Origin of the sequence: Bordetella trematum, assembly GCF_900078335.1 — a bacterium.
Taxonomy (GTDB): Bacteria; Pseudomonadota; Gammaproteobacteria; order Burkholderiales; family Burkholderiaceae_B; genus Bordetella; species Bordetella trematum.
Window position 1 is genome coordinate 165,655 of the sequence record NZ_FKBR01000019.1, and the last position, 26,768, is coordinate 192,422.

Here is a 26,768-nt window from a genome sequence, read left to right on the forward strand (position 1 = left end):
ACGGAGCCGGCCGCCCATGTGACGGTGACCTTTCCGGATGGCTCGAACAAACGGGTGCAGGCCGACACGCACGGGCGCTACACGGTGACTTCGGATGCCGATGTGCCTTCGGGCGTCATCAGTACGCGGGTCACGGATGCCGCGGGCAACACGGGGCCCGAGCTGCGGCATGAGTACACCGACACGGTGGACAAGACCCCGCCGGCCGCGCCGGTGGCTGCCGGGGTGACGACCGACTCCGTCTCGGGCCGGGTGACGGTGACAGGCACGGCCGAACCCGGGGCCGAGGTGAGGGTGAGCTTCCCGGACGGCACGGATCAGACCGTCAAGGTCGGCGCGGCGGGAAGCTATAGGGTGACTTCGGAACGCGATGTGCCCTCGGGGATGATCACGGTGCAGGCCACGGACACCGCGGGCAACAGGAGCCCCGAGACCCGCCATGCCTACGTTGACGCAGTGGACAAGACCGCGCCCGATGCGCCGGCGGATACGGAAGTGACGACCGATCCCGCCTCGGGCCAGGTCACGGTGAGCGGCACGGCCGAGCCCGGGGCCGAGGTGAGAGTGAGTTTCCCGGATGGCACGAGCAAGACCGTCAAGGCGGGCGCGACGGGCAGCTATACCGTGGTCTCAGACGGCGACATGCCGTCGGGCTCGATCACGATCCGGGCGACCGACGCCGCCGGCAACAACAGTCCCGAGGTGATGCGCACCTATACCGATCTGGTGGATAAGACGCCACCGCCGGTCCCCACGGTCGCAGACGTAGTGACCGATGAGTCGTCGGGCCGGGTGACGGTAAGCGGCACGGCCGAACCCGGAGCCAACGTGACCGTGGCGCTCCCGGACGGCACGCGCAAGACCGTCAAGGCGGGCACGACGGGCGGCTATACCGTAGTTTCGGACGGCGACATGTCGTCGGGGCCGATCAGGATCTGGGCGACCGATGCCGCCGGCAACAACAGTCCCGAGCTTATGCGCACCTATACCGATCTGGTGGATAAAACGCCGCCGCCTGCGCCCAAGGTCGCGGACGTGGCGACCGATGAGACGTCGGGCCAGGTGACAGTGACGGGGACGGCCGAGCCGGGGGCCCAGGTGACGGTGCGCTTTCCGGATGGCACGGGCAAGACCGTCGTGGCTGGCGCCGACGGCGCCTATCGCGTGACTTCGGAGGGCGATATGGTGGCGGGCGACATCACGGTGTCCGCTAGCGATGCCTCGGGCAACAAGGGGCCGCAAGTCAGCAAGGCCTACGTGGACAGTGTGGACAAGACACCGCCGCCGCTGGTCATCACGGCCGTGACCGAGAACTTGGATACGGGCCAGGTGACCGTAAGAGGCGATAGCGAGCCGGGATCCCGGGTGACCGTCACGTTCAGCGATGGGTCGAGCAAAACGGTGGTGGCCGGCGATGATGGCGCTTACACGGCAACTTCCGCCGGGGATCTGCCTTCGGGGTCGATCCTGGCGCGGGCCGTCGACGAAGCAGGCAATTCAAGCGCCGAGGCGCGGCATGCATACGTCGACACGGTGGACAAGACGCCGCCCGAGGAACCCTCGATCACGTCCATCACGACCAATGCCACCTCGGGGCAGGTGACGGTGACAGGCAAAGCCGAGCCCGGAGCCGATGTGGCGGTGACCTTCCCGGACAATACGAGCAAGAAGGTCAAGGCCGACACGGAGGGCACGTACACGGCGACGTCGGATAAGGACGTGCCGTCGGGGATGGTGAAGGTACTCGCCACGGACGCGGCGGGCAATGAGGGCGAAGAAATCGACCAGCCCTACAGGGATGAGAGGAAAGCCCTGTCCATGGGGAATATCGTCAGCCTGCTTGCCGAAGCAGGGACATTCCGACCGATTGAAATATCCAGGGCAAGCGCCACGCTGGCTGCGTACTTTGACGTGATCGGCGTAGCGAAGCCGCTGGTCCGGATCGAGCCGGTGAATCCGGCCGATGCGAATGTTCGCAAGCTGATCGACCTGTTGCAGGTGCGGCTACAGGGCTGGCGCCGTGGTGTGAAGGCGGGCACGATGTACCTGGAGAAGCCTGCCGGCACGGGTCCCGAAGGCACGGTTCCGCCGGGGGACTATGCGGTCAACATCATCTTCACCGACCCAGGGATCCCCGAAGCCCAGGTGGTGATCCCTGGGGTGATCAGGTGGTCTTGATGCGCCAGGGTCTGATAGACCCCGCCCGCCCGTGGAGGGCGGGCGGGGTCCGGTTTACTGCTGAATGAAGTCGCCGAACTCGTCGGTCGTGCCCAGGAAGGCCTGCAGCAGGCTTTCGATGGTTTCCAGATCGAGGATCTGCGAGGCATCGACTTCGAAGTGCAGCTCGGCCACGCCCTTCTTGGTGATCGAGGCCGGGGCGAATTCGCCATATTCCTCGTTCCATTCCTTCAGGCGGGCGGCCGACGGCGCCTTCTGGTCGCCGTAGACGGCCGTCATGCGCAGCACCGTGCAATCCGGGTCGCATACCAGCGTGCCCTTGATCTCGGTCGGGGGCAGGTCGTCGGCATCGAGCGTGAACATGCGGCCGGAAGCATCCAGCGCATACTCATAGCCGGTCGAGTCGAGCAGGTAGGCCAGCGATTCGTCGTCGAAGGACTCGATGTACATCATCTCGTCTTCGTCGTCCATGCCGCCGCCCGAACTGACCAGTTCGGCCAGCATTTCGGCAACCGGCACTTCCTTGCCGTTGAGCTCGCCGCGGCCATCGACATAGCTGAACTTGCTGACGATGTTGTCGCCGTCGTTCTTGCCGGCGTTCATCATCTCGGCCAGGCCGGCCATGGTCTGGACCTGTTCGTCGGCTTCCTGCTTGGCCTGTTCGGCCGGCATGCCGCGCAGGCGCAGCACCTGTTCGGCCATCGTCGCCACCATGGGCTTGGACAGGCGCAGATCGGCGTTGATGCGCTTGATCGCCTTGATGGCGAACTGCTTGTGGTCTTCGATCAGCGAGATGGGCGTGCCGTCTTCGTTGACCGGCTTGGTGAACTCCACGTCGGCAGTCAGCAGGCTGTCGCCGGCGGCATTGCGCCACACCAGCTTGTCGATGGCGATGACGGGATTGCCTGCCAGCACCTTCTGGCCATTGGCCAGCACGGCCTCGATGTCGGCCTGCTGCATGCCGGTGCTGGGCTCACTGCCCAGGGCCTGGCGCATCAGTTGCTGGTAGGTTTCGGTCAGGGCCTTCAGGGCCGGGCCGTCCAGGCGCTTGATCGAAACGGCGATCTCGCCGCTGCCGAAGTCGTCTTCGGCGATGCGCAGTTTTTCCAGGCTGTAGGTCGCCAGGGCGTTGACCATGGTGTCATCTTCGGACACCGCCACGCTATAGCCCAGCTTGTCCAGTTTCACGAAGCGGTCATTCTCGCTATCGCTGACTTCGATGGACTTGATCAGCATGCCGGTCGTACCCACGGACAGGCCGAACTTGCCCATGCGGTTATCCAGATTGACTTCCATGCCCGCCATGCGCAGGTTTACCGGCGAATCCTGGTCGGCGTCCTGGACCAGCAGTTCCTTGGCGGTCAGGCTGCCCTTGACGGCCTGCTTGCGGTGGTCGTAGACCGAATCCAGGGTGGCGCCACTGAACGTGAACGAAGCGTCGTCGTTTTTGTAGCTCAAGGGCGCGATACCGCCCTCGGTATTGGCCTGGCCGTCATAGCTGATGATGGCGTCGCTCCAGAGCGGCGCCTTGCCTTGCGACATCTCGAACAGCGGCTTGAGCAGCTCGCTGCTTTCCAGTTCGGAGTGCACATAGGCCAGCTTGGGCATCAGATAGCCGCGCGAGATGGCGCCGCCAGGGAAGGGCCCGTGGCCGATGTCGTTCTTGAACGACACGCGGATCTGTTCTTCGTCATCGCCCTTCTTGCCGAACACCAGGGTGTAGCGCGACTTGCTGCTGAAGAAACCGCGTTCGTAGCTTTCCTGCTCCAGGCGCAGCTGGAAGCCGGGGATGGCGCGAGCCAGTTGCTCGTTGGCCTGGGCCAGGTATTGCTGGCTCTGTTGTTCAATACGTTGGCCGGTGTACCAGGTGGCGCCCAGCCAGGCTCCCGCTCCCACAATGACCACCCCAGTGGTGATCGCGACGCTTTTTTTCATGTTTTGTTTCCTGAGTGATTCGCGCAGGCAGCAGCGTTGCGCATTCATTCCGATGCGCGGCGAGTATAGCGAGGCCAGAAGTCAGGGTTTACCACGGCCGTTACCAGCCGTATCAAAATGCTAATCCTGATCGCGTCGCGTCCGGCCGGCCCCGTGGCGGGGCCGGCCCGGCATCAATGCGGCAGCATGCCTTGCAGGGCGTCCAGCGGCAGTTCCTTGCCGTTGAGCGTCAGCGCCCCATTCTTGATGAGCAGCGAGGTGACGAGGTCCTCGCCTTGAAGCTGGGCCAGGTTGAGCATCTGCGCCATTCCCGCCATCGTGTTGATCTGGCGGCCAACCTGCTGGGCGGCCTGTTCCGGGCTCAAGCCCTGGCTTTGGAGCACGTTCGTGCCCAGCGCCGTCATCATGGGCTTGGACAGCACCAGTTTGGCATCCAGCGGCTGCATCACCTGGCGCACCAGCTCCAGGCCGGTGGCCTGCGGGTTTTGCGGCGCGACCAGCGTCACAGAAAGATTCAACTGGCTGGCGCCCTTGTCGTTTTTCCAGATGACCGGGTCCAGCGCCAGCGTGGGGTTGTCGGCCAGCATGTCCATGCCCAGCGCGGCCAATTGGCGGCTTTGTTCGGCGGTCAGGCCGTTGCTGGCCTGTCCGTCGCGCTGGTTCTGTTCGGTCAGCTTGGCGGACAGGTCCATGGCGGCCTTGAACTTGGCGGCGTTCACGCGTGCATATTTGAACGTGACCTGCTGGCTGCCCAGCTCGGCGCCATCCACGAGAATCGACGCCGCGGTATAGCCCAGCTCGCCATTGAGCAGGCCGTCGCTTTCCTTATTGACGCCGTGGTAGACGAAGTCCTTCACCTGCACGGTGCTGTCGTTCTCGCGCTTGACCGTCATGCTCGCCAGCTTCAGGCTGCCGGTGCCCAGCTGCAGGCCGGAGGGGCCTTCGCGGCTGTCGACCGTCATGGTGATCTTGCCCAGTTCGATATGGGTATCGGCGGCATCGTCGGTCTTGCTTGCGATCACGCTCAGGGGCTCGGTGACCAGTTCGCCCTGCACGCCTTCGAAGCGTTTGAGGATCTTGCCGTCAAAGCGCGCACCGCCGAATTCGGCGCGTTCCTCGGGGTATTTCATGGCGGGGACTTCCGCCTGCACCGAGGCGTCGCCGCCGTAATGCAGCACGACGTTGCCGGACAGGGGGTTCTTGCCCTGGGCCGCGTCAAAGGCTGGCTGGCTGCTCGGCGTGGGCACCATCTCTGTCTGCACGAAAGCCATGCTGGGCAGGAAGTGGCCGCGCGCCAGCGCGCCCAGCGGCAGCGGGCCGTGGTCGATGCGGGCGTCGAATTCGAGCGCTTCGTCCTTGGCGTTGCGCGCCGATGCCGTCTTGCCGGTCAGGGCGTAGCGGGCATGGGTGGAGAAAAAGCCGCGTTCGGCCGACAGCTCATCGAAGCGCAGCTGCAGGTCGGGGAAGGCACGCGCCAGCTCGGCGTTCAGACGCTCCAGACGGACGGTACTTTCCTCGGCGAGACGTTGCCCGGTGTACCAGGTGCCGCCCAACCAGGCGGCCGCTCCCACAATGATCACTCCGGCAGTGATCGCTACGCTTTTCTTCATGTGTTGTTTCCTGAGTGATTGGCGCAGGTACGCACTGCGCCTTCATTCTGATGCGTGGCGAGTATAACGAGGCCAGGCGGACGCGATTACGGCTGCCCACGGCAGCCGTAATCAGATATTACACCTTCGTCTGTGCGGACCGCCTTGCGCGGCGGCTTACTTCGCCACCGGCATGGTGAACTCGGCGCCCTTGTCGATGCTGTCGGGCCAGCGTTGCATCACGCTCTTGTAGCGCGAATAGAAACGCACGCCTTCCTCGCCGTAGGCGTGATGATCGCCGAACAGCGAGCGTTTCCAGCCGCCGAAAGAGTGCCAGGCCATCGGTACCGGAATGGGCACATTGATGCCGACCATGCCGACCTTGATCTGGCGCGCGAAGGCGCGCGCAATGCCGCCGTCAGAGGTGAAGCAGGACACGCCATTGGCGAATTCGTGGCGATTGATGAGCTCGACGGCGGCGGCGAAGTCCGGCACGCGCACCACGCACAGCACCGGGCCGAAGATCTCCTCGCGGTAGATGTTCATCTGCGGGGTGACGTGGTCGAACAGCGTGCCGCCCAGGAAAAAGCCGTTGTCGTGCCCGGGCACCTTGAGCTCGCGCCCGTCGGCCACCAGGGTGGCGCCGGCGGCGATGCCGTCCTCGATGTAACCCAGCACTTTCTTGCGATGCTGGGCGGTGACCAGCGGCCCCATCTCGGCGTCGGGCTGCATGCCGTCCTTGACCACCAGCGCCGCGACACGCGGCTTGAGGCGTTCGATCACCTGGTCGGCCACATCGCCCACGGCCACGGCCACCGAGATCGCCATGCAGCGTTCGCCGGCCGAGCCATAGGCCGCACCCATCAGCGCATCGGTCACCTGGTCCAGGTCGGCATCGGGCATCACGACCAGGTGGTTCTTGGCGCCACCCAGGGCCTGCACGCGCTTGCCGCGGCGGGTGCCTTCGGCATAGATGTATTCGGCGATCGGAGTCGAGCCCACGAAAGACAGCGCCTGCACTTCGGGGTGGGCGATCAGGGCGTCCACGGCGATCTTGTCGCCCTGCACCACGTTGAAAACGCCATCGGGCAGGCCGGCTTCCTTGAGCAGTTCGGCCAGGCGCAGCGATACCGAGGGATCGCGCTCGGAGGGCTTGAGCACGAAGGTGTTGCCGCAGGCCAGGGCCACCGGGAACATCCAGCAGGGCACCATCATCGGAAAGTTGAACGGCGTGATGCCTGCCACCACGCCCAGGGGCTGGCGCAGGCTCCAGTTGTCGATGCCGCCGCCGATCTGGTCGCTGTACTGGCCCTTGAGCAACTGCGGGATGCCGCAGGCGAACTCGACCACCTCGATGCCGCGCGTGACTTCACCCTTGGCATCGGAAAACACCTTGCCGTGCTCACGCGTGATGAGCGCGGCCAGCTCGTCCTGGTGGCGATCCAGCAGGGCCTTGAAATTGAACAGGATGCGCGCGCGCTTGAGCGCCGGGGTTTCCGACCAGGCGGCAAAGGCGGCGCCGGCGGCGGCCACGGCGGTCTCGACATCCTCGGCGCTGGCCAGGGCGATGCGGTTGATGACTTCGCCGGTGGCGGGGTTGTAGCCTTCGGTGTAGCGGCCGGAGCGTCCTGCGAAGGGCTGGCCGTTGACGTAGTGGTGCAGGGTATTCATGAGGGGGGCAAAGGCAGGCAGGGCCCGCGGCGGACGCGGGCGGGAAAAGGGGCGGGGCCAGGCGGCCCCGGCGGTTCAGTCGATCTCTTTGAGCACCTGGCCGATGGTCTCGAAGATCTGGCCGATCTGCGCTTCATCGATGATGAGCGGCGGCGACACGGCGATGGTATCGCCGGTATAGCGAACCATCAAACCCTGTTCGAAGCAGCGCTGGAAGACCTGCCCGGCACGCGCACCGGGGGCGCCAGCGCGTGGCGCCAGCTCGATGCCGGCCACCAGGCCGATGTTGCGGATGTCGATCACGTGCCGCGCCTGGCGCAGGCTGTGGGCGGCCTGGCCGAAGGCCGGGGCCAGCGCCTGTGCGCGCTCGAACAGCCGGTCGCGGCGGTAGATGTCCAGCGTCGCCTGGATGGCGACGGCTGCCAGCGGGTGGGCCGAGTAGGTGTAGCCATGGAAGAACTCGATGCCGCCCTGGACGCCGTCGACGACGCTGTCGTAGATCTCGCGGCGTACCGCCACGGCGCCGGCCGGCACCGCCGCGTTGCTCACGCCCTTGGCCAGGGTGATGATGTCGGGCGTCACGCCGAAGGCTTCGGCGGCGGTAGCCGCGCCCACCCGGCCCCAGGCCGTGATGACCTCGTCGAAGATCAGCAGGATGCCATGGCGTTCGGTGATCTCGCGCAAGCGTTGCAGGTAGCCCTTGGGCGGCACCAGCACGCCGGTCGAGCCGGCCATGGGCTCGACGATCACGGCGGCGATCGAAGAGGCGTCGTGCAGGGCCACCAGGCGCTCCAGCTCGTCGGCCAGGTGGGCGCCCCACTCCGGCTGCCCCTGGCTGAAGGCATTGTGCTCCAGGTTGTGGGTATGCGGCAGGTGGTCCACGGCGGGCAGCAGCGCGCCCGAGAAGGCTTTGCGATTGGCGGAAATCCCGCCGACCGAGAGGCCGCCGAAACCCACGCCGTGATAGCCGCGTTCGCGTCCGATCAGGCGCGTGCGCTGGCCTTCGCCGCGGGCCCGGTGATAGGCCAGCGCGATCTTCAGGGCGGTGTCGGCCGACTCGGAGCCGGAGTTGGTGAAGAATACCCGGTCCATGCCCTGCGGCATGAAGCCGGCCACGGCGGTGGCGGCTTCGAAGGCGGCCGGATGGCCGAACTGGAAACCCGGTGCATAGTCCATCTCGGCCGCCTGGCGGGCGATCGCCTGGACGATCTCCTCGCGGCAGTGGCCGGCGTTCACGCACCACAGGCCCGCCGTGCCGTCCAGAATCTGGCGTCCGTCCAGCGAGGTGTAGTACATGCCTTTGGCCGACGCCAGCATGCGCGGCTGGGCCTTGAACTGGCGGTTGGCGGTAAAGGGCATCCAGAGATGCGAGAGATCCGGGTGCGCGGGTGCGTTCATGGCAGCCTCCAGGGCGGTCAGTCAAACGGACGGAGACGGGCTCCGTGTTGGGGAAGCTGGGATTCTCGGCGCTCGCAGGGGGAATGGACATATACAATCTGGCGATATCAAGCTGACCGTATTGATCCATTTTTGCCAACTGTACAGAAATGATTGATTTCCAGCCCATCCGCAAGCGTAAAGGCGCGCCCACGCTGGTCGAGCAGATCGTTCAGGCCTTCGCCGATGCGATTGCCCGGCAGACGCTGCGTCCGGGCATGGCCATCCCGTCCGTGCGCGAGTTTGCGCGCCAGCATGGCCTGAGCACCTTCACGGTGGCCAGCGCCTATGGCCGGCTGGTGGCGCAGGGCTGGTTTGGCGCGCGAGCCGGTTCCGGTTATCGGGTGTCGGGGGCGGGGCGAGCCGTGCGCACGCCTCAGCCGGCGGGCTGGGCGCCGCCACGTCTCAATACCGGCTGGCTGCTGTCGGACATCTATGCGGATCATTCCATTCCGATCAAGGCGGGCTGCGGCTGGTTGCCGGGGGAGTGGCTCAACGAAGAGGGCCTGCACCAGGCCTTGCGTCACATGGGGCGGGTGCCGGCGCTGCGGATCTCCGGCTATGGGCATCCGCAGGGCTACGCGCCGCTGCGCGAGAGCATTGCTGCGGCCCTGGCTCTGCATGGCCTGCCGCTGGAGAGCGAGCAGATCGTGCTGACCCAGGGGGTCACGCACGGGCTCGATCTGGTGATACGCACGCTATTGCGCCCGGGCGACGTGGTGCTGGTCGAGGCGCCGTGTTACGCCAACCTGCTGCAGTTGTTGCGCTTGACCGGCATGCGGGCCGTCGCGGTGCCGCGCGACGAAGCCGGCCTGGATCTGGCGGCGCTGGAGCAGGCCGTGCTGCAACATCGGCCGCGGGCCCTGTTCGTCAACACGGTGCTGCAGAACCCTTCCGGCACCACCCTTGGCATGGCCAATGCCTTTCGCCTGTTGCAGTCGGCCAGCCAGCATGACTACTGGATCATCGAAGATGACATATCGCGCGAGTTGCTGCCGGGGATGGCGCCGTTGCTGGCCGCGCTCGACGGTGGCGAGCGCGTGATCTACCTGGGCGGTTATTCCAAGGTCATCAGCCCCTCGGTCAGGGTCGGCTATATCGCCGCCCACCGCGATCTGGCGCGCGATCTCGCCCGCAGCAAGATGGCGGCCGGGCTGACCTCGCCGGAAATCATGGAGCGCGTGGTGCACCAGGTGATCGGCGACGGTCGCTATCGCAACCACATCCTGCGCACGCGCGAGCGCCTTGCCCAGGCTCACGGGCAGGTGGTGCGCCAGATGGAGGAGGCCGGTTTCGAGATTGCAGCGCGACCTCAGGCCGGGCTGTTCCTGTGGGCGCGGCCGGCCGCCGGTGCGCCGGGCGGGCGTGAGCTCGCCGAGCGGGCATTGGGCGACGGCATCTGGCTGGCGCCCGGCTGCTACTTCGATGCGGGCGAGGCGGATACGCCCTGGCTGCGTTTCAACGTGGCCTATGCCGGGCAGGACGCCTTGTGGCGTTTTCTGCGCCAGGCCTGCGCTCAGGCGCGCTGATAGGTGACGAAGTCGTAGCGCAGGCCGTTTTCTTCGGGTTGCGCTTGGCGGGCGGTTTCGCGCCAGGCAAAGGCCGGCAACAGGGGGAAAAAAGCATCGCCCGGCACGTCGGCCTGGATCTCGGTGGCGATGATGCGTGTGGCCAGCGCCAGCGCCTGGGTATAGATCTGCGCGCCGCCGATCACAAAGGCTTCGTCGCCCTGCACGGCCTGCAGCGCGGCCTGCAGACTGTCGACGACCGTTGCGCCCTCGGCCCGGTAATCCGGGTTGCGGCTGATCACGATGTTGTGGCGTCCGGGCAGGGGGCGGCCCAGGGATTCCCAGGTATTGCGCCCCATGATGATGGGGTGACCCAGGGTCGTGCGCTTGAAGTGGGCGAGGTCGCCCGGCAGGCGCCAGGGCAGGGCGTTATCGCGACCGATGACGCGGTTGCGGGCGTAGGCGACGACGAGGGTGAGGCGGGGCGTAGCGGGCATGTCAGACGGCCATGGGTGCGGTCAGGGGGGCGTGGTGCTGGTAGCCTTCGAGGGTGAAGTCGCCCGGCTCGACCTGTTCCAGCCACTGCGGTTCGTACTTGCCCGTCACCGAGAAGTCGGGGATGCGGTCGGACAGCAGCAGGCGCGGCGCCGGGTAGGGGGTGCGCGTGAGCTGCTCGCGCAGCATGTCGAGGTGATTCTCGTAGATGTGCGCATCGCCGATGAAATAACTGAACCAGCGCGGCGTATAGCCCGTCAGGCGGCCCACCAGGTGCAGCAGTGCTGCGCCCTCGGTGAGGTTGAAGGGCGTGCCCAGGCCGACATCGTTCGAGCGGATGTACAGGCACAGCGAAATCTCGCGCGTGCTGGCATTGGGCAGGAACTGATACAGCAGATGGCAGGGCGGCAGCGCCATTTCCTCGATCTGCGCCCAGTTCCAGCCGTGGAACAGGATGCGGCGGTCAGCCGGATTCTGATGAATGGTGTCCAGGCACTGGCGCAGCTGATCGACCGCCTTATAGAGCAGCACCTGCGACTGCCCTTCGGCGTCGAACTGGGCCACCTGCGCATAGCCGCGCGCCAGCGCGTCGGCAATGCGCGCCGACTGCGCGGCGGGCAGTTGCTTGTAGGCGGGCCATTGGCGCCACTGCACGCCATAGACCGGACCAAGATCATCCGGGCCGGCGCGATAGGGGTTGGCCAGCCATTGCTGGTTTTCGTTGGCGTTCTGGTCCCAGACCTTGCAGCCCAGCGCGCGGAACTCGGCCGCGCTGCGCGTGGCGCGCAGAAAGCCCACCATTTCGCCGATCGCCGACTTGAAGGCGAGCTTTTTGGTCGTGACCGCCGGGAAGCCCTGCTGCAAATCGAAGCGCAGCATGGCGCCCGGCAGCGACAGGGTGCGCACGCCGGTGCGGTTCTCCTGCCAGGCGCCGTGGTCAAGGATGGACTGGACGAGGTCGAGATACTGTTTCATGGCGGTGGCGGGCAAGCGCCCGGCGGTAAAACGGGGAAAGTCAGGCGGCGGTATCGACGATGTCGACCGAGAAACTCAGTTCGGCGGTTTTTTCCAGCATTGCCGATGCCGAGCAGTACTTCTCATGCGACAGCTGGACGGCCCGTTCGACGGCGGCGCGCGGCAGCTTGTTGCCGGTCACCGTGAAGGCGAAATGGATCCGCGTGAACACCTTGGGTTCGGTATCGGCGCGCTCGGCCTGCAGCTTCACGCTGCAACCGGTCACATCGTGGCGGCCGCGCTTGAGGATGAGCACGACATCATAGGCGGTGCAGCCGCCGGTGCCGGCCAGCAGCATTTCCATCGGGCGTGGCGCCAGGTTGTTGCCGCCGCCCTCGACCGCGCCATCCATGGCGGCAATGTGGCCGCTGCCGGTAGAAGCCACAAAAAGCATGCCGGACGGGCCGCCCCAGTCGATCGTGCATTCCATTTCAGTCATCCTTGAGCAAAAAGGGGCGCTTGCGCCCGGTCAAGGGGCGATGATAACGCCCCTGGGTACACTTTAGGCTGTAGGCGCCGCCTTGCCGGCGCGCGTGTTTCAGAAGGAGTCGCCCCATGATCTCAGCCCCCCCGCTTGTCCGCCGCGCCGGCCCGCTCGATGGCCTGCTGACCGAAGTCGACCGTGCCTTGCAGGTGTTGTCGCGCTCGGCGCTGGCCTCGCGCGCCTATCCGGCGACGGCGACCGAAGCTCCCGATACCCTGACGGACGCCGAAAAACGTCATGCTGCCGGTCTGATGCGGGTGAATCATGTGGGCGAGGTCTGCGCGCAGGCACTCTATCGGGGGCAGGCCAGCGTATGCCGCGATGCGGCGACCCGCGAGCTGTTGCGCGAGGCTGCCGCCGAAGAGGTCGATCATCTGGCCTGGTGCGACTCGCGCCTGCAGGAACTGGGCAGCCGTCCCAGCCTGCTCAATCCGTTCTGGTATGCGGGGTCGTTTGCCCTGGGCGTGGCTGCCAGCGTGGCCGGCGTGCCGCGCAACCTGGGGTTCATGGCGGAAACCGAGCGCCAGGTCGAGGCCCACCTTGAGGAACATCTCTCGACCCTGCCGCCGGCCGACGAGCGCTCGCGCCAGATCGTGCGCCAGATGAAGGATGACGAGGCCGGCCATCGCGAGAGCGCCGAACGGGCTGGCGGCGTGCCCCTGCCGGCGCCGGTGCGCGGCATCATGCGGGCCATGTCCAAGGTCATGACGCGCAGCGCCTATTACGTCTGAGCGGCTTTTGCCGTCGGGGCGCTTAGTGGCATATTGCAGTGCAGCAATAAAAGCCCCGCCTCTTGCCCGATCTTCCTAAAATATTGAAATCACTTGGGGTTTTTACGCAAGGGTTTCCCCTCGCGGAGGCCGGGAGGGTCGAGGCGGGCGTCTTCGCTCATCGCCAGGAAAGCGTTATGCAGCATGGGTTTGCGATGTCTATGCGGCTTATTTCCAACAATTGCATATCGTGGAAGTCCGGCCCGAAAAAAATCTTGCATCGCACAAAATTATGGGTTAATATTCACACATCGGATGTCAAAACGCATAGGCCAAGAGCCTGGCGGGCAATCCAAGGTAGAGCAAAAACACGGCATCAGCCGCCCGCTCCCCGGATTGCTGGGCCTCTCGCCCGACATGCCACGGTTGTCTCCTCCACCCTCCTCCTTTGGTGGATTTAGCCCGAGATCGTCAGATCTCGGGCTTTTTTTTATTTCAAATCCGGCCTGCCATGCGCTTTGGAGCTTGAGCCTCATGCTCCGGACGTAAATCCGCCCCTGTTTGGCGTAAGCCCAATCGTGACTGTTTGTCAGGCTCCGCCTGCGAACCTCCGTGTTTTCCCCTAAATTCCCCGGCACATCGGGCGGGAAAGCTCTACAATCAGACCCCAAGCGGCCAGGGTTTTCCCAGGCCGGCCAGGTGGCAAGAGGCTTGTTACCTTCTGTACCTGCGACTTGCACTTGAATATTTCTGCCATATATGGGCGTTACACCTGCCAAACATAATGGCGGACCTGTCTCGATAGACCAACCAAAGGTGATTCTGTGACCTGGCTGTATATCTGCGTGGTCGCGTTCATGGTGGGGGGACTCATCGTCGCGTCGGAGCGCTGGCATGGCGCATTTACCGGCGACAGCGATCTCAGCAAGCCCCAGGCCTCACATACGCGAGCCACTCCCCGCGTGGGGGGCTTGGCGGTTCTGGCCGGTTCCCTGGCCGGGCTGCTCGTCCTGGGGCCGAGCAACATGACCCTGAACTGGCTCTGGCCGGCGCTTTTCATGGCGTCGTTGCCGGTATTCGTGGCCGGTCTTCTGGAAGACATTACCAAGGACATCGGCGCCAGCAAACGACTGCTGGCTGCTTTTGCCTCGGCGGCGATCGCATGGTGGCTGCTCGGCGGGGTGTCCCGCGTGGGCATCGCCCCGGTCGACTGGGTGCTGTCGTTCTGGCCGGTTTCCCTGCTGTTCACGGTGTTCGCCGTGGGGGGCTGTACGCACGCGCTCAACATCGTGGATGGCATGAACGGCCTGGCCGGCATGATCGCCACCCTGATGGCCGTGTCCATCGGCCTGGTGGCGTTGCAGGTCGGCGACGTACCCATTTTCATGATTTCGGCCGCGCTGGCTTCGGCGACGCTGGGCTTTCTGGTCTGGAACTTCCCCTTCGGGCGGGTGTTCCTGGGCGACGGCGGCGCGTATTTCCTGGGCTTCATGCTGGCCGAGCTGGCTGTGCTGCTGGTGGTGCGCAACCCCTCGGTGTCGCCGTTCTACGCGCTGGCGGTGCTGTTCTACCCGGTGTTCGAAACCGGTTTCTCGATCTGGCGCCGGCGCTTCAAGCGTGGCGTGCCGGTCGATCAGCCGGACGCGCTGCACCTGCATCAGCTGGTGTTCCGCCGTCTGGTCCGCGTGACCTTCAGCCGTCGCAGCCGACACGCGGTGCCGGCCCTGTGCAATGCCCTGGCCTCGCCGTACATGTGGGTGCTGGCCTTGATCGGCCTGGTGCCCGCCACCATCTGGTGGGACAACGCCTGGGTGCTGTGCGCCAGCCTGCTGGTCTTCGCGCTGGTCTACACCTGGTTGTATGTGCGTCTGGTGTCCTGGCGCAGGCCGGGGTGGCTGCTGTTGCCCTCCGTGTTGCGCACGCCCTGATATCGCACGCCCGCCGCGGTGGCGGCGGGTCTGTCCAATGCCTTCCTGAAACGTTCATAGATTCCGTAACCGCCATACGGTAATTGGGAGATTTATCTTGCGTATCCAAGATGTGAAGCTGGCCGTGGTCGGCCTGGGCTATGTGGGTCTGCCCCTGGCGGTCGAGTTTGGCAAGAAGCGTCCGGTGATCGGTTTTGACATCAACGAGCGCCGCGTCAGCGAGTTGCGCGCCGGGCATGACCACACGCTGGAAGTCGATGATGCGGAGCTGGCCGAAGCCCGGCACCTGAGCTACACGACCGATCGCGCCGAGCTGGGCCGCGCCAATGTGTTCATCGTGACCGTGCCGACGCCGATCGACGAGTACAAGCAGCCGGATCTCACGCCGCTGATCAAGGCGAGCGAGACGATCGGCGCGGTGCTCAAGCGCGGCGACATCGTGGTCTACGAATCGACCGTATACCCTGGCGCCACCGAGGAAGACTGCGTGCCGGTGCTCGAGCGGGTCTCGGGTCTGAAGTTCAACGTGGACTTTTTCGCCGGCTACAGCCCGGAGCGGATCAACCCGGGCGACAAGGCGCACCGCGTCTCGACGATCAAGAAGGTGACCTCGGGCTCGACGCCGGAAGTCGCCGAGCTGGTGGACCAGATCTACAAGGAGATCATCGTCGCGGGCACGCACAAGGCGTCCAGCATCCGCGTGGCCGAGGCGGCCAAGGTGATCGAGAACACGCAGCGCGACGTGAACATCGCGCTGATCAACGAGTTGGCGCTGATTTTCAACAAGCTGGGCATCGACACCGAGGCGGTGCTGCAGGCGGCGGGCACGAAGTGGAACTTCCTGCCCTTCCGTCCGGGCCTGGTGGGCGGGCACTGCATTGGCGTGGATCCGTACTACCTGACGCACAAGGCGCAGTCCATCGGCTACCACCCGGAAATCATCCTGGCCGGCCGTCGCCTGAATGACTCGATGGGCGGCTATGTGGTGTCGCAGCTGGTCAAGTGCATGACCAAGAAGCGTCTGCACGTGCAGGGCGCCAAGGTGCTGGTGATGGGCCTGACCTTCAAGGAAAACTGCCCCGATCTGCGCAACACGCGCGTGGTCGACATCGTTCAGGAACTGCGCGACTACAACGTCGATGTCGATGTCTACGATCCGTGGGTCGATGTGGCCGAGGCCCAGCATGAATACGGCATCACGCCGGTGGCCCAGCCCGCCGAAGGCAGCTATGACGCCATCATTCTGGCCGTGGCGCACACGCAGTTTGCCGAAATGGGGGCGGCGGCGATCCGCAAGCTGGGCAAGGCCGAGCACGTGCTGTACGACCTGAAATACCTGCTCAAGGCTGACGAATCGGATCTGCGCCTGTAAGCGCCGGAGGGACCTGCATGACGACGCGCTACGAAACCGTACAAGCCGAATTGCGCGCGCAGCCGCGCAAGTGGCTGGTGACCGGCTGCGCCGGCTTCATCGGCTCGAATCTGCTGGAAGCCTTGCTCAAGCTGGATCAGAGCGTGGTGGGCCTGGACAATTTTGCGACCGGCCATCAGCGCAATCTGGACGAGGTGCGCACGCTGGTGACGCCCGAGCAATGGGCGCGCTTTACCTTCATCGAAGGCGATATCCGCGACCCGGATACCTGCCAGCGGGCCGTGCAAGGCGTGGACAAGGTGTTGCACCAGGCCGCGCTGGGCTCGGTGCCGCGTTCGCTGAAGGACCCGGCGACGACCAACGCGGTGAACATCGGCGGTTTTCTGAACATGCTGGTGGCCGCGCGCGACGCGCAGGTCGACGCCTTCGTGTATGCGGCGTCCAGTTCCACCTACGGCGACCATCCGGCGCTGCCCAAGGTGGAGGAGAACATCGGGCGTCCGCTGTCGCCCTATGCGGTGACCAAGCTGGTCGACGAGCTGTATGCCGAGGTGTTTGCGCGCTCGTACGGGTTCGAGACGGTGGGGCTGCGTTACTTCAACGTGTTTGGCCGCCGCCAGGACCCCAACGGCGCGTATGCGGCGGTGATTCCCAAGTGGGCCGCCGCCATGATTCGTGGCGAGACGGTCACGATCAACGGCGACGGCGAGACCAGCCGCGACTTCTGCTACGTGGACAATGCGGTGCAGGCCAACATCCTGGGCGCCATGGCGCCGGCCGAGGGCCGCAACCAGGTGTACAACGTGGCCTACGGCGGGCGCTCGACGCTGAACCAATTGTTCGGTTTCCTGCGCGAGGCCCTGGGCCAGCAGGGTGTGACGTACGACAAGCAAGCGCAGTACGCGGACTTCCGCGCCGGCGACGTGCGCCACTCTCAGGCCGACATCGGCAAGGGTCAGCGCCTGCTGGGTTACCAGCCGGCGTTCAGCATCCTGCAGGGCCTGGAAGCCGCCATGCCCTGGTACACGCAATTCCTGCGTTGATTTGAAAGCCCTGCTGCGCAAACTCGGCTCGCTGCACCCGGACCATCAGCGCATTTTCAAGGGCGCTTTCCGGGTTGCGGCCTTTTTGCTTCTGGGCAAGGCGGCCGGCGCCATCAAGGAGATGGCGGTCGCCTACCGCTATGGCATCAGCGATGCCGTGGACGCCTATCAGTTCACCATGACGATGGCCAACTGGCTGCCGGTCACCATCGTGGGCGTGCTGTCGGTGGTGCTCATCCCGGTGCTGGTGCGGCTGCGTCGCGAAGGCGGCGCCGACCGGGATCTTTTCATCCGTGAGCTGCAGGGCTGGACCCTGGTGGCCGGCCTGCTGCTGGCAGGGCTGACCTGGCTGGCCTGGCCGCAGGTGCTGGCCTGGCTGGGGCAGGGCCTGTCGCCCACGGTTGCCGCCATGAGCTACGAGCTGTTGTGGGCTTTCGTGCCCGTCAGCGCCCTGGTGCTCATGGCCGGCATCAGCGCGGCACGTCTGCGTTCGCACGAGCGCCACGTCAATACCCTGCTGGACAGTCTGCCGGCCGTCACGACGCTGGCCTGGGTGATGCTGGCGGCCGGCAGCGCCGGCCAGGTGGGGCCGCTGCTGTGGGGGACGCTGCTGGGCTACGCCATCCAGGCGGCCTGGCTGGCCTGGCTGGCTGCACGTGCCGATCAGGGATTCTGGGGAGCGCCCAGGCTGTCCTGGCGTTCGCCGCACTGGCCCGAACTGGCGGCCGCCGCCGGCGTGATGCTGATCGGCCAGGTCGCCATGAGTTTCGTCAATCCGCTGGATCAGTATGCCGCCGCCAATCTGGGCGGCAACGCCAACGCCACGCTTGGCTATGCGAGCCGGCTGCTGTCGCTGGTGCTGGGCATCGGTGCGGTGTCCGTGGGGCGCGCCGCGCTGCCGGTGCTGGCCGACGTGCAGCATCGCGGCGATGGTGTGCGCGCACGCGCAATGGCGCTGAAATGGTCGTGGATGATGGTGGGCGCGGGCCTGGTGGCCGTGGCGCTGGGCTGGCTGCTGGCACCCTGGGGCGTGGCGCTGTTGTTCGAGCGCGGCGCGTTCACTGCCCAGAACACCGCCGCGGTGGCCAGCGTGATGCGCTGGGGCCTGCTGCAGTTGCCGTTCTATTTCGGGGTGCTGATCCTGGTGCAGTTGCTTGCCAGTCAGAACCGCTATCGCATCATGGCCGCCATTGCGGTGGCCAACTTTCTGCTCAAGGCCGTGCTCAATGAAGTGCTGGCCCCACGCTTGGGCGTGGAGGGCATCATGCTGGCCACCAGCCTGATGTATCTGCTGTCTTTCATCTGCTATGTGGTGGCAGCGCGGCGTCCGGTGCCGCCTGCGTCGCCTCCGGAGGCCGCCTAGATGTCGCAAGCCGCGCCGCGTATCCTGATTTTCATCCATTCGCTGCATGGCGGCGGGGCCGAGCGTGTCGCCGTCGATCTGGCGGGCCACTGGGTAGCCGCCGGCCATGAGGTCATGATCGTCACCCAGGCCGCCGGCGAGGCCTATGCCGTGCCGCCCGGCGTGCAGCGCCGGGTGCTGGGCACCGATGGCGCAGGCGGCGGCCTGCGCGGCCTGCTGGCCAACCTGCGCCGGGTGCGCGCATTGCGCGCCGTGCTGCGTGACTTCCGGCCCGATCTCGTGCTGGGCATCATGACCACCTCGTCCATCCTGGCGGTGCTGGCCGGCTGGGGGTTGCCCCTGAAGGTGATCGCCACCGAACATACCCATCCGCCGTCGCAGCAGATCTCGGGATTGTGGTGGCGTCTGCGCCGCTGGGCTTACCCGCGTGCGGCCCGCGTGGTGGCGCTGACATCGGGCACAGCAGACTGGCTGCGCGAACACGTGCCGGGCTCGAACCTGGCGGTCATCCCTAATCCGGTGAACTGGCCTCTGCCGCGCGGCACGCCCCAGCTGGCGCCGCCGGCCGTGACCGGGCGACGTTATCTGCTGGCGGTGGGCCGCCTGCATGCCGACAAGGGATTCGGCGTACTGGTCGATGCCTATGCCCGGGTGGCGGCGCGTCATGCCGACTGGGATCTGGTGATTCTGGGCGAGGGCGAAGAGCGCACCGCGCTGCAGGCGCGCGTCGACGGCCATGGGCTGCAGGCGCGTGTCGTCATGCCGGGCCGGGCCGGCAACGTGGCGGACTGGTACGAGGCAGCCGATCTGTATGTGCTGAGCTCGCGCTTCGAAGGCTTGTCCAATTCCCTGCAGGAAGCCATGGCCAGCGGCCTGGCCGCGGTCAGCTTTGATTGCGATACGGGGCCGCGCGAAATCATCCGCGATGGCGAGGATGGGGTGCTGGTGCGCCCTGTCGGCGACGCCGACGCCCTGGCCGGGGCCCTGGATGCGGTGATGTCCGATGATGTCGAACGCAGGCGGATGGCCGGGCAGGCCGTCAGCGTGCGGCAGCGTTTTTCTGCCCAACATATCCTGTCTCTGTGGCGGCGGCTGTTTGACGACGTCCTGGGGCGCCCCTCGAAACAGTGAACTAGAGAACACATCATGTGCGGAATCGTCGGTCTTTGGGGACCGCTTGAAGGCAAGGCGCAGATCCTGGCGGAAAGCTGCCAGCGCATTCGTCAGCGCGGACCGGATAGCCAAGGATTCTGGGAAGACAATGACGCAGGCGTGGCGCTCGGGCATGTACGCCTGGCGATCCAGGACCTGACCGAAGCCGGTCATCAACCGATGGTTTCGGCCTGCGGGCGCTATGTCCTGTCGTACAACGGCGAGGTCTACAACCACATGGACATGCGCGCCGACCTGGAGCAGACCGGGCAGGCGCCGGCATGGCGCGGCCATTCCGATACCGAAACCCTGCTGGCCTATGCGGCGGCGCGCGGCGTGGCGGCGATGCTGCAGGCTGCCGTCGGCATGTGGGCCATCGCCCTGTGGGACCGCCAGGCGCGCAGCCTCGTCCTGGCGCGCGACCGGCTGGGCGAGAAGCCGCTGTATTACGGCTATGCGGGCGCCTCGCTGATGTTCGCCTCGCAACTCGGCGGGCTGATGCCGGTGCCGGGCTTTCAGCGCGACATCGATCGCCATGCGCTGGCGGCCTTCATGCGGCACAACTATGTGCCGGCGCCGCACTCGATCTACGCCGGCGTGCGCAAACTGCCCCCCGGCACCTGGCTGTCTATCACGCAGGCGCAATTGCGCGCGCACGAGCTGCCCGAGCCCGTGAGCTACTGGTCGGCGCTGGATGTCGCCCGCCAGGGCCAGGATGCGCCGCGCAGCTTTGCCAACGATAACGAAGCGGCCGACGCCTTGCAGGGCGTGTTGTCGCAGGCGGTGCGTGGCCAGATGCTGTCCGATGTCAGCCTGGGCGCTTTCCTGTCCGGCGGGGTCGACTCCTCGACCATCGCCGCGCTCATGCAGAGCCAGAGTTCGGCGCCGGTGCGCACCTTCGCCATCGGTTTCGAGGAACCCGAATACGATGAGGCGCCTTACGCCAAGGCGGTGGCGGCGCATCTGGGCACGGACCACGCGGAGATGTACGTCACCGCGCAGGACGCGTTGGCGATGGTGCCCAAGCTGGCCGACATCTATGACGAACCGTTCGCCGATTCGTCGCAGATTCCGACTGCGCTGGTGACCCGCATGGCGCGTCAGCACGTCACGGTGGCGCTCTCCGGTGATGGCGGCGATGAGCTCTTCGGCGGCTATTCGCGTTATTTCCGCGTCTCCGGATGGCAGGCCCGTTTTGCGCGCGTGCCGCGGCCGCTGCGTCGCCTGGGTGGCGTGGCCATGCGCGCTTCGGCCAGCCTGCCGGGCGGCGGCGCCTGGCGCGGCAAGGTGGGAAAGATGGGGGAACTGCTGGGCGCGGACTCCGATGGCGAGTTTTACCGCCGTTTCGTGTCGTACTGGAACGACCCGGCGCGGGTGGTGCTGGGCGCGACCGAGCCGTCTTCGGTCTTCGAGCAGCCCATGACGGGGCCCTTGTTCGAGTCCATGATGAAGCTGGATACGATCACCTATCTGCCCGACGACATTCTGGTCAAGGTTGACCGCGCCGCCATGGCGGTCAGCCTGGAGACGCGTGTGCCGCTGCTGGATCACCGGGTCTATGAATTCGCCTGGAGCCTGCCTTTCAAATACAAGGTGCGTGGCGGCAGCGGGAAATGGTTGCTGCGCCAGGTGTTGTACCGCCATGTGCCGCAGGCGCTGGTCGACCGGCCCAAGCGCGGCTTTGCCGTGCCGCTGGCCAGCTGGCTGCGCGGCCCGCTGCGCGATTGGGCCGAGGCGTTGCTGGACCCCGTGCGCCTGCGCCAGCAGGGCTGGTTCGAGCCCGAGCCCATTCTGCGCAAGTGGCGCGAGCACACCAGTGGACACCGCAAGTGGGACAGCCATCTGTGGGGCGTGCTGATGATGCAGGCCTGGCTGGACCGTTATCAACAAGGCATGACCGATAAGGAACGGGATTAATGAAAATAGTGCTCGCCGTCAGTTCGATGCAGGCAGGAGGCGCCGAAAGGGTGGCCGCGACGTTGGCCAATGCCTGGTCAGCGCGTGGCGATCATGTGACGCTGTTGCCCACCTTCTCTGGCGGTGGCACTTGTTTCTATCCCTTGTCAGATGAGGTCGAGCTGTTGTGGCTCGCCGATGAGGTGCCGGCGCGCGGCCTGTGGGGCGCGTTCAAGCGCCTGCTGGGCCTGCGGCGCCTGATCCGCGAGCGGCGCCCCGATGTGGTGGTGTCCTTTCTCACCAACGTGAACGTGGCGGCCATCCTGGCTACGCGCGGCCTGGGCGTGCCGTTGATCGTCTGCGAGCGTACCAACCCGGCGGTAGAAACCAACACCAGCCAGGTGTGGCGGCGCCTGCGTCGTTGGCTGTATCCCCGCGCCGAGATCGTGACCGTGCAGGCCGAGGCCACGGTGGCGCCATTCGCCGCTCAGGTGCCCGGCCTGAAGGATCTGGCCGTGATCCCCAATCCGCTGCCACCCGAATTGCTCGATGCCCCGCATGCGCCGCTTGCGCCAGATGCCCAGGGCCGGCGCCGTCTGTGCGCCATGGGTCGGCTGGTGCCGGACAAGCAGTTTGATCTGCTGATCGATGTCTTCGCTGATCTCGCGGCACGCCATCCCGACTGGGATCTCTGGATCTGGGGCGAGGGGCCGCAACGCGAGGCGCTGCAGGCGCGCATCGACGGGCTTGGCCTGGCCTCGCGCGTGTCCTTGCTGGGGCGCACCGACGCGCCCTGGGAGGCATTGTCACAGGCCAGCGCCTTTGTGCTGTGCTCGGCCGTGGAAGGTTTCCCCAACGTCTTGCTGGAAGCCATGTCGCTGGGCTTGCCCTGCGTGGCCTTCGATTGTCCCAGCGGCCCGCGCGAGATGAGTCGTGGCGGTCAGGATGCCTTGCTGGTGCCGGCTGCAGACCGCCAGGCGCTGGGCGAGTCCCTGGAGCGCGTGATGGGGGACGCTGCCTTGCGCGCCAGCCTGGGTGCGCAGGGCGCCGCCTCGGTGCGTCGCCGCTACGCCTTGCCTGCCGTGCTGGCCGAGTGGGACACCTTGATTGCCCGGGCGCAAAGGAAACGTTGATGCGCATCGCTCATATCATTACCGGGTTGGGGCAGGGCGGGGCCGAGGCGGTGTTGTTCCGGCTGGCCACCTGGGCCGATACGCCCACGCGCCATGTCGTGATCTCGCTGACCGATGAGGGCGTCTACGGCCCGCGCCTGCGTGCAGCCGGCATCACGGTTCATGCGCTGGGCCTGGCGCGAGGCCGCATCACGCTGGGCGCCATGCTGCAATTGCGCGCGCTGCTGCGCGAGGAGGCACCCGACGCAGTGCAGACCTGGATGTATCACGCCGACCTGATCGGGGGCGTGGCAGCCCGGCTGGCGGGGATCCGTGCCGTGGCCTGGGGCATCCGCAACTCCGGCAATCATCTGGATCGCAGCAGTCGCTCGGCTCGTCTGGTGCTGGGGTTGTGCGCCCGGTTGTCGGCCTGGGTGCCGCGCGCCATCGTGTGTGCTGCCCAGGACGCAGCCAGGCGCCATCAGGCGCTGGGTTACCGGGGCGAGAAGATGGTGGTGATCCCCAATGGCTATGACCTGTCGCGCTATGCGCCCGACCCCGAGGCCGGTGCGCGCATGCGGGCGCGCTGGGAGGTGCCGCAGGATGTGGCGCTGGTCGGGTGCGTGGCCCGTTGGGATCCGCTGAAAGATCATGCCAATCTGCTGGGGGCGCTGGCCGCCTTGCGGCAGCAGCAGGGCGGCGCCGCGGTGCGCTGCGTGCTGGTCGGGCGCGGCATGACGCCGGCCAACGGCGAACTGCTGGCCTTGATTGAGGCCCAAGGATTGACCGGCAGCGTGCTGCTGGCCGGCCCCAGCGATGATATTCCGGCCGTCATGAACGCCCTTGATGTGCACGTGCTCTCCAGCTGCGCGGAGGGTTTTCCCAATGTGGTGGCCGAGGCCATGGCCTGCGGCACGCCCTGCGTGGTGACGGATGTGGGCGATGCGGCCCATATCGTCGGTGAGACGGCCGTGGTGGTGCCGCCGCAGCAGCCGCAGGCGCTGGCCGACGGCCTGGCGCAGATGCTGGCCCGGGTTGCCGGTCATGGGCGGGCGGCCACGGGCGAGCCGGGCCGCCAGCGCGTGTTGTCGATGTTCGATCTGGCGCGCATGGTGCAGGCCTATGAAGCCGTATGGCGGCGTATCGCAGGGGGACGCGCATGAGCGCCAAACGCTTGCTCTTCGTGGTGAACAATCCCGCCTTTTTCCTGTCGCATCGCGTGGCGCTGGCCACCGCGGCCCAGGCCGAGGGCTATGACGTCCATGTCGCCACCATGGATGGTCCGGCCGTGGCGCGTATCCAGGCGCTGGGCATGGTGCATCATCCCATTCCCATGAGCCGCAGTGGCAAACGGCCCTTGCAGGAGCTGGGGACGCTGTGGGCCCTGTACCGCCTGTTCCGGCGGCTGAAGCCCGATCTGGTGCATCTGGTGACCATCAAGCCGGTGCTGTACGGCGGGATCGCCGCGCGTCTGGCCCGGGTGCCGGGCATGGTGGCCGCGATCTCGGGCCTGGGCTACATCTTCATGGCCGAAGGCTGGCTGGCCCGGCCGGTGCGCAGCGTCGTGGTCCGGCTTTATCGCCTGGCGCTGGGGCATCGCAACAGCCGGGTGATTTTCCAGAACCGCAACGACCGCGACGTCCTCGAACGCCTGGGCGCGGTGCGGCCAGGGCAGGTCGAAATGATCCGCGGCTCGGGCGTGGACCTGACGCAGTTCCGCGCCACGCCCGCGCCACCCACCCCGCCGGTGGTGGCGCTCATGGTGGCGCGCCTGCTGCGCGACAAGGGGGTCGATGAGTTTGTCGCCGCAGCCACGCTGCTGCGCCAGCAGGGTCTGCAGGTGGTGCTGCGGCTGGCCGGCGGCATCGATCCGGGCAATCCCACCTCCGTGAGCGCCGAGACGCTGCAAGCCTGGCAACAGGCCGGTACGGTCGAACTGCTGGGGGAGTGCGAAGACGTGGCCAGCCTGTATGCCCAGGCCCACATCGCCGTCTTGCCGTCATACCGCGAAGGCTTGCCGAAGTCGTTGATCGAGGCGGCGGCCTGTGGCCGCGCCGTGGTCACCACCGATGTGCCGGGCTGCCGGGACGCGATCGAGCCGGGCCAGACCGGCTTGCTGGTGCCGGCGCGCGATGCGGTGGCGCTGGCCGCGGCCATTGCCCGCCTGGCCGTCGATGACGGGTTGCGCGAACGCATGGGGCAGGCCGCGCGCGAGCTCGCCGAGCGCGAATTTTCCCTGCAGGATGTCTGCCGCCGCCATCTGGATATCTACGCCAGCCTGCTGGCGCAGGCCGGCTGAGGGGCGTTTCAGTCGCGCTGGCGCGAGAGCGTCTCGATCCAGTGGCGGGTCGAGGGGTCTTCGGCCGAGAGCGAGCCGCTGGGCTTGTCCAGCTCGTTCATGATGCCGCGTGCCAGGACCTTGCCGAACTCCACGCCCCACTGATCGAAGGGGTTGATGCCCCACAGCACGCCCTGGGTGAACACCTTGTGCTCGTACAGGGCGAGCAGGGCGCCGAGGTGGTGGGCCGTCATGGCGGGCATCACGATCAGCGTCGAGGGGCGTCGGCCCGGATGCACGCGGTGCTGGGCCAGGACATGGGCTTCGTGCTCGTCGCAGACCCGCTTGCGGGTGTCATGCAGCGCTTCTTCGAAAGAAGTGCCGCGCAGCAGCGCCGCCCGCTGGGCCAGGCAGTTGGCGATCAGCAGGCGGTGGTGGTCCAGGTAGAGGTGGTCGGGACGGGCGCAGACAATGAAGTCGACCGGCGCGCCGGCCGTATCCTGGTGCAGCCACTGGAAGAAGGTGTGCTGGCAGTCGGTGCCCGTCATGCCCCAGACGGCCGGCCCGGTGGGCACGCCGGCCGGGCTGCCGTCGCGCGTGGCGACCTTGCCCAATGATTCCATTTCCAGTTGCTGGGCCCAGGCGATCAGGTGCGCCAGGCGCGAGTCGTAGGGCGCCAGCGCCAGCGAACTGAATCCCAGCACACTGCGGTTGGCCAGTCCGGCCAACGCCATCTGGACCGGGGCGTTTTCCGCCAGCGGCGCATTCAGGAAGTGCTGGTCCATGTCGGCGGCGCCCGCCAACAGCTCGTCGAAGGTGTCGCAGCCCAGCGCCAGGGCGATGGGCAGGCCGATGGCCGACCAGAGCGAATAGCGCCCGCCCACCCAGTCCCACAGGCGGAAGATGCGTTCGGGCGCGATGCCGAAGTCCTCGGCCGCCTGGACATTGGCGGTGATGGCCACGACCTGCTTGAGCGGGTCGGCCACGCCGGCTTCGCGCAGCCACTGGATGGCGACCTGCGCGTTGGCCAGCGGCTCGGTGGTGGTGAAGGACTTGGACGCCACAATCACCAGCGTGCTGTGCGGATCCAGGTGCAGCGTGGAGTCTTCCACGGCGTGCGAGTCGACGTTGGAAGCAAAGCGCACTTCGCGTTGCAGGCCCTGGTGGCGCAGGGCGCGGGCCACCAGCCGCGGGCCCCAGTCGCTGCCGCCTATCCCCAGGTGCAGCACGTTCTGGTAGGCGCCCCGGGCGTTGGCATCGGCGACGAAGCGGCGTATGCGCTCGCGCTCGCCGAGCACGGCCTCGGCCACGGCAGCCGGCGGCTGGGCTGCCCGCAGGGCGGTGTGCCAGGCCGGGCGATGTTCGGTCCAGTTGACCTCGCCGCCGTCGAACAGGGCGCGGCGGGCCGCATTCAGCCCCTGTTGTTCGCACAAGGCCTGGGCCGCGCGCTCCAGGTCGGGCGACTGCACCTGGGCCGTCAGGTCCACGGTCAGGCTGGCGGCTTCGATGAGGCGCAGATGTTCGCCGCTTAGCGAAGCATCGCGCACGGCATCGGCAAAATCCTGCCACGCCGGAGTCGAATCAAGCGGCACGCTCATGATGG

Annotated in this window: 20 protein-coding genes; 12 read left to right on the forward strand and 8 right to left on the reverse strand. The window is 66.5% G+C overall.

Going from position 1 to position 26,768, the window contains the following annotated elements; translation table 11 throughout:
• A partial coding sequence (locus tag A7V84_RS21460; protein WP_235815951.1) for an Ig-like domain-containing protein occupies positions 1-2,178 on the forward strand: 2,178 nt, incomplete at its 5' end.
• A 54-nt stretch (positions 2,179-2,232) separates the two neighbouring features.
• On the opposite strand, the gene A7V84_RS09480 is transcribed toward A7V84_RS21460, so the two are convergent.
• The 4 genes from A7V84_RS09480 to aptA form a co-directional block, all read right to left on the reverse strand.
• A complete protein-coding gene (locus A7V84_RS09480) occupies positions 2,233-4,113 on the reverse strand; it encodes a DUF945 family protein (RefSeq protein ID WP_033535506.1) in 1,881 nt (626 codons plus the stop codon).
• A 173-nt stretch (positions 4,114-4,286) separates the two neighbouring features.
• The gene (locus A7V84_RS09485) at positions 4,287-5,723 is read right to left on the reverse strand and encodes a YdgA family protein (RefSeq protein WP_025513107.1); all 1,437 of its coding nucleotides are present in this window, start codon (positions 5,721-5,723) and stop codon (positions 4,287-4,289) included.
• A 156-nt stretch (positions 5,724-5,879) separates the two neighbouring features.
• The gene (locus tag A7V84_RS09490; protein ID WP_025513106.1) at positions 5,880-7,373 is read right to left on the reverse strand and encodes a CoA-acylating methylmalonate-semialdehyde dehydrogenase; all 1,494 of its coding nucleotides are present in this window, start codon (positions 7,371-7,373) and stop codon (positions 5,880-5,882) included.
• Between the two features lie 75 nt (positions 7,374-7,448).
• Entirely contained in the window at positions 7,449-8,771 is a 1,323-nt protein-coding gene (gene aptA, locus A7V84_RS09495; RefSeq protein WP_025513105.1) for an omega-aminotransferase AptA, read from the reverse strand.
• 149 nt (positions 8,772-8,920) lie between these two features.
• Between aptA and A7V84_RS09500 the strand changes: the two genes are divergently transcribed.
• A complete protein-coding gene (locus A7V84_RS09500; protein WP_025513104.1) occupies positions 8,921-10,339 on the forward strand; it encodes an aminotransferase-like domain-containing protein in 1,419 nt (472 codons plus the stop codon).
• On the opposite strand, the gene A7V84_RS09505 is transcribed toward A7V84_RS09500, so the two are convergent.
• The 3 genes from A7V84_RS09505 to A7V84_RS09515 are packed head-to-tail and all read right to left on the reverse strand — an operon-like array spanning position 10,327 to position 12,257.
• Positions 10,327-10,815: a dihydrofolate reductase gene (locus tag A7V84_RS09505; RefSeq protein WP_025513103.1), complete on the reverse strand. Its 489-nt coding sequence runs from the start codon at positions 10,813-10,815 to the stop codon at positions 10,327-10,329. The two genes, A7V84_RS09500 and A7V84_RS09505, sit on opposite strands and share 13 nt — an antisense overlap.
• 1 nt (position 10,816) lies before the next feature.
• Entirely contained in the window at positions 10,817-11,788 is a 972-nt protein-coding gene (locus A7V84_RS09510) for a thymidylate synthase (RefSeq protein WP_025513102.1), read from the reverse strand.
• A gap of 40 nt (positions 11,789-11,828) precedes the next feature.
• Entirely contained in the window at positions 11,829-12,257 is a 429-nt protein-coding gene (locus A7V84_RS09515; protein ID WP_025513101.1) for an OsmC family protein, read from the reverse strand.
• Between the two features lie 125 nt (positions 12,258-12,382).
• On the opposite strand from A7V84_RS09515, the gene coq7 reads away from it, so the two are divergent.
• The 10 genes from coq7 to A7V84_RS09565 all read left to right on the forward strand — a co-directional run bounded on the left by coq7 (position 12,383) and on the right by A7V84_RS09565 (position 25,186).
• Positions 12,383-13,042 carry a 2-polyprenyl-3-methyl-6-methoxy-1,4-benzoquinone monooxygenase gene (gene coq7 / locus A7V84_RS09520; protein WP_025513100.1) on the forward strand — a complete coding sequence of 220 codons (660 nt, stop codon included), beginning with the start codon at positions 12,383-12,385 and terminating at the stop codon, positions 13,040-13,042.
• Positions 13,043-13,845: 803 nt separating this feature from the next.
• On the forward strand, positions 13,846-14,949 hold the full coding sequence (locus A7V84_RS09525) for an MraY family glycosyltransferase (RefSeq protein WP_025513099.1): 1,104 nt from the start codon (positions 13,846-13,848) through the stop codon (positions 14,947-14,949).
• A 97-nt stretch (positions 14,950-15,046) separates the two neighbouring features.
• Entirely contained in the window at positions 15,047-16,321 is a 1,275-nt protein-coding gene (gene tviB, locus A7V84_RS09530; protein ID WP_033535504.1) for a Vi polysaccharide biosynthesis UDP-N-acetylglucosamine C-6 dehydrogenase TviB, read from the forward strand.
• Positions 16,322-16,338: 17 nt separating this feature from the next.
• On the forward strand, positions 16,339-17,364 hold the full coding sequence (locus A7V84_RS09535; RefSeq protein WP_025513097.1) for an SDR family oxidoreductase: 1,026 nt from the start codon (positions 16,339-16,341) through the stop codon (positions 17,362-17,364).
• Between the two features lies 1 nt (position 17,365).
• On the forward strand, positions 17,366-18,727 hold the full coding sequence (gene murJ, locus A7V84_RS09540) for a murein biosynthesis integral membrane protein MurJ (protein ID WP_025513096.1): 1,362 nt from the start codon (positions 17,366-17,368) through the stop codon (positions 18,725-18,727).
• On the forward strand, positions 18,728-19,858 hold the full coding sequence (locus tag A7V84_RS09545) for a glycosyltransferase family 4 protein (RefSeq protein ID WP_025513095.1): 1,131 nt from the start codon (positions 18,728-18,730) through the stop codon (positions 19,856-19,858).
• A gap of 15 nt (positions 19,859-19,873) precedes the next feature.
• The gene (asnB, locus tag A7V84_RS09550) at positions 19,874-21,796 is read left to right on the forward strand and encodes an asparagine synthase (glutamine-hydrolyzing) (RefSeq protein ID WP_025513094.1); all 1,923 of its coding nucleotides are present in this window, start codon (positions 19,874-19,876) and stop codon (positions 21,794-21,796) included.
• Positions 21,796-22,908 (forward strand): glycosyltransferase family 4 protein, encoded by a 1,113-nt coding sequence (locus tag A7V84_RS09555; RefSeq protein ID WP_063491819.1) that lies wholly within the window; start codon positions 21,796-21,798, stop codon positions 22,906-22,908. Before asnB ends, A7V84_RS09555 begins: the two co-directional genes overlap by 1 nt.
• Positions 22,908-24,050 carry a glycosyltransferase family 4 protein gene (locus A7V84_RS09560; protein WP_063491820.1) on the forward strand — a complete coding sequence of 381 codons (1,143 nt, stop codon included), beginning with the start codon at positions 22,908-22,910 and terminating at the stop codon, positions 24,048-24,050. The genes A7V84_RS09555 and A7V84_RS09560 overlap by 1 nt, the downstream gene beginning before the upstream one ends.
• On the forward strand, positions 24,047-25,186 hold the full coding sequence (locus A7V84_RS09565) for a glycosyltransferase family 4 protein (RefSeq protein ID WP_025513091.1): 1,140 nt from the start codon (positions 24,047-24,049) through the stop codon (positions 25,184-25,186). The genes A7V84_RS09560 and A7V84_RS09565 overlap by 4 nt, the downstream gene beginning before the upstream one ends.
• A gap of 8 nt (positions 25,187-25,194) precedes the next feature.
• Here the strand turns inward: A7V84_RS09565 and pgi are convergent, their stop codons facing one another.
• Positions 25,195-26,763: a glucose-6-phosphate isomerase gene (gene pgi / locus A7V84_RS09570; protein ID WP_033535501.1), complete on the reverse strand. Its 1,569-nt coding sequence runs from the start codon at positions 26,761-26,763 to the stop codon at positions 25,195-25,197.
• Positions 26,764-26,768: the final 5 nt, after the last annotated feature.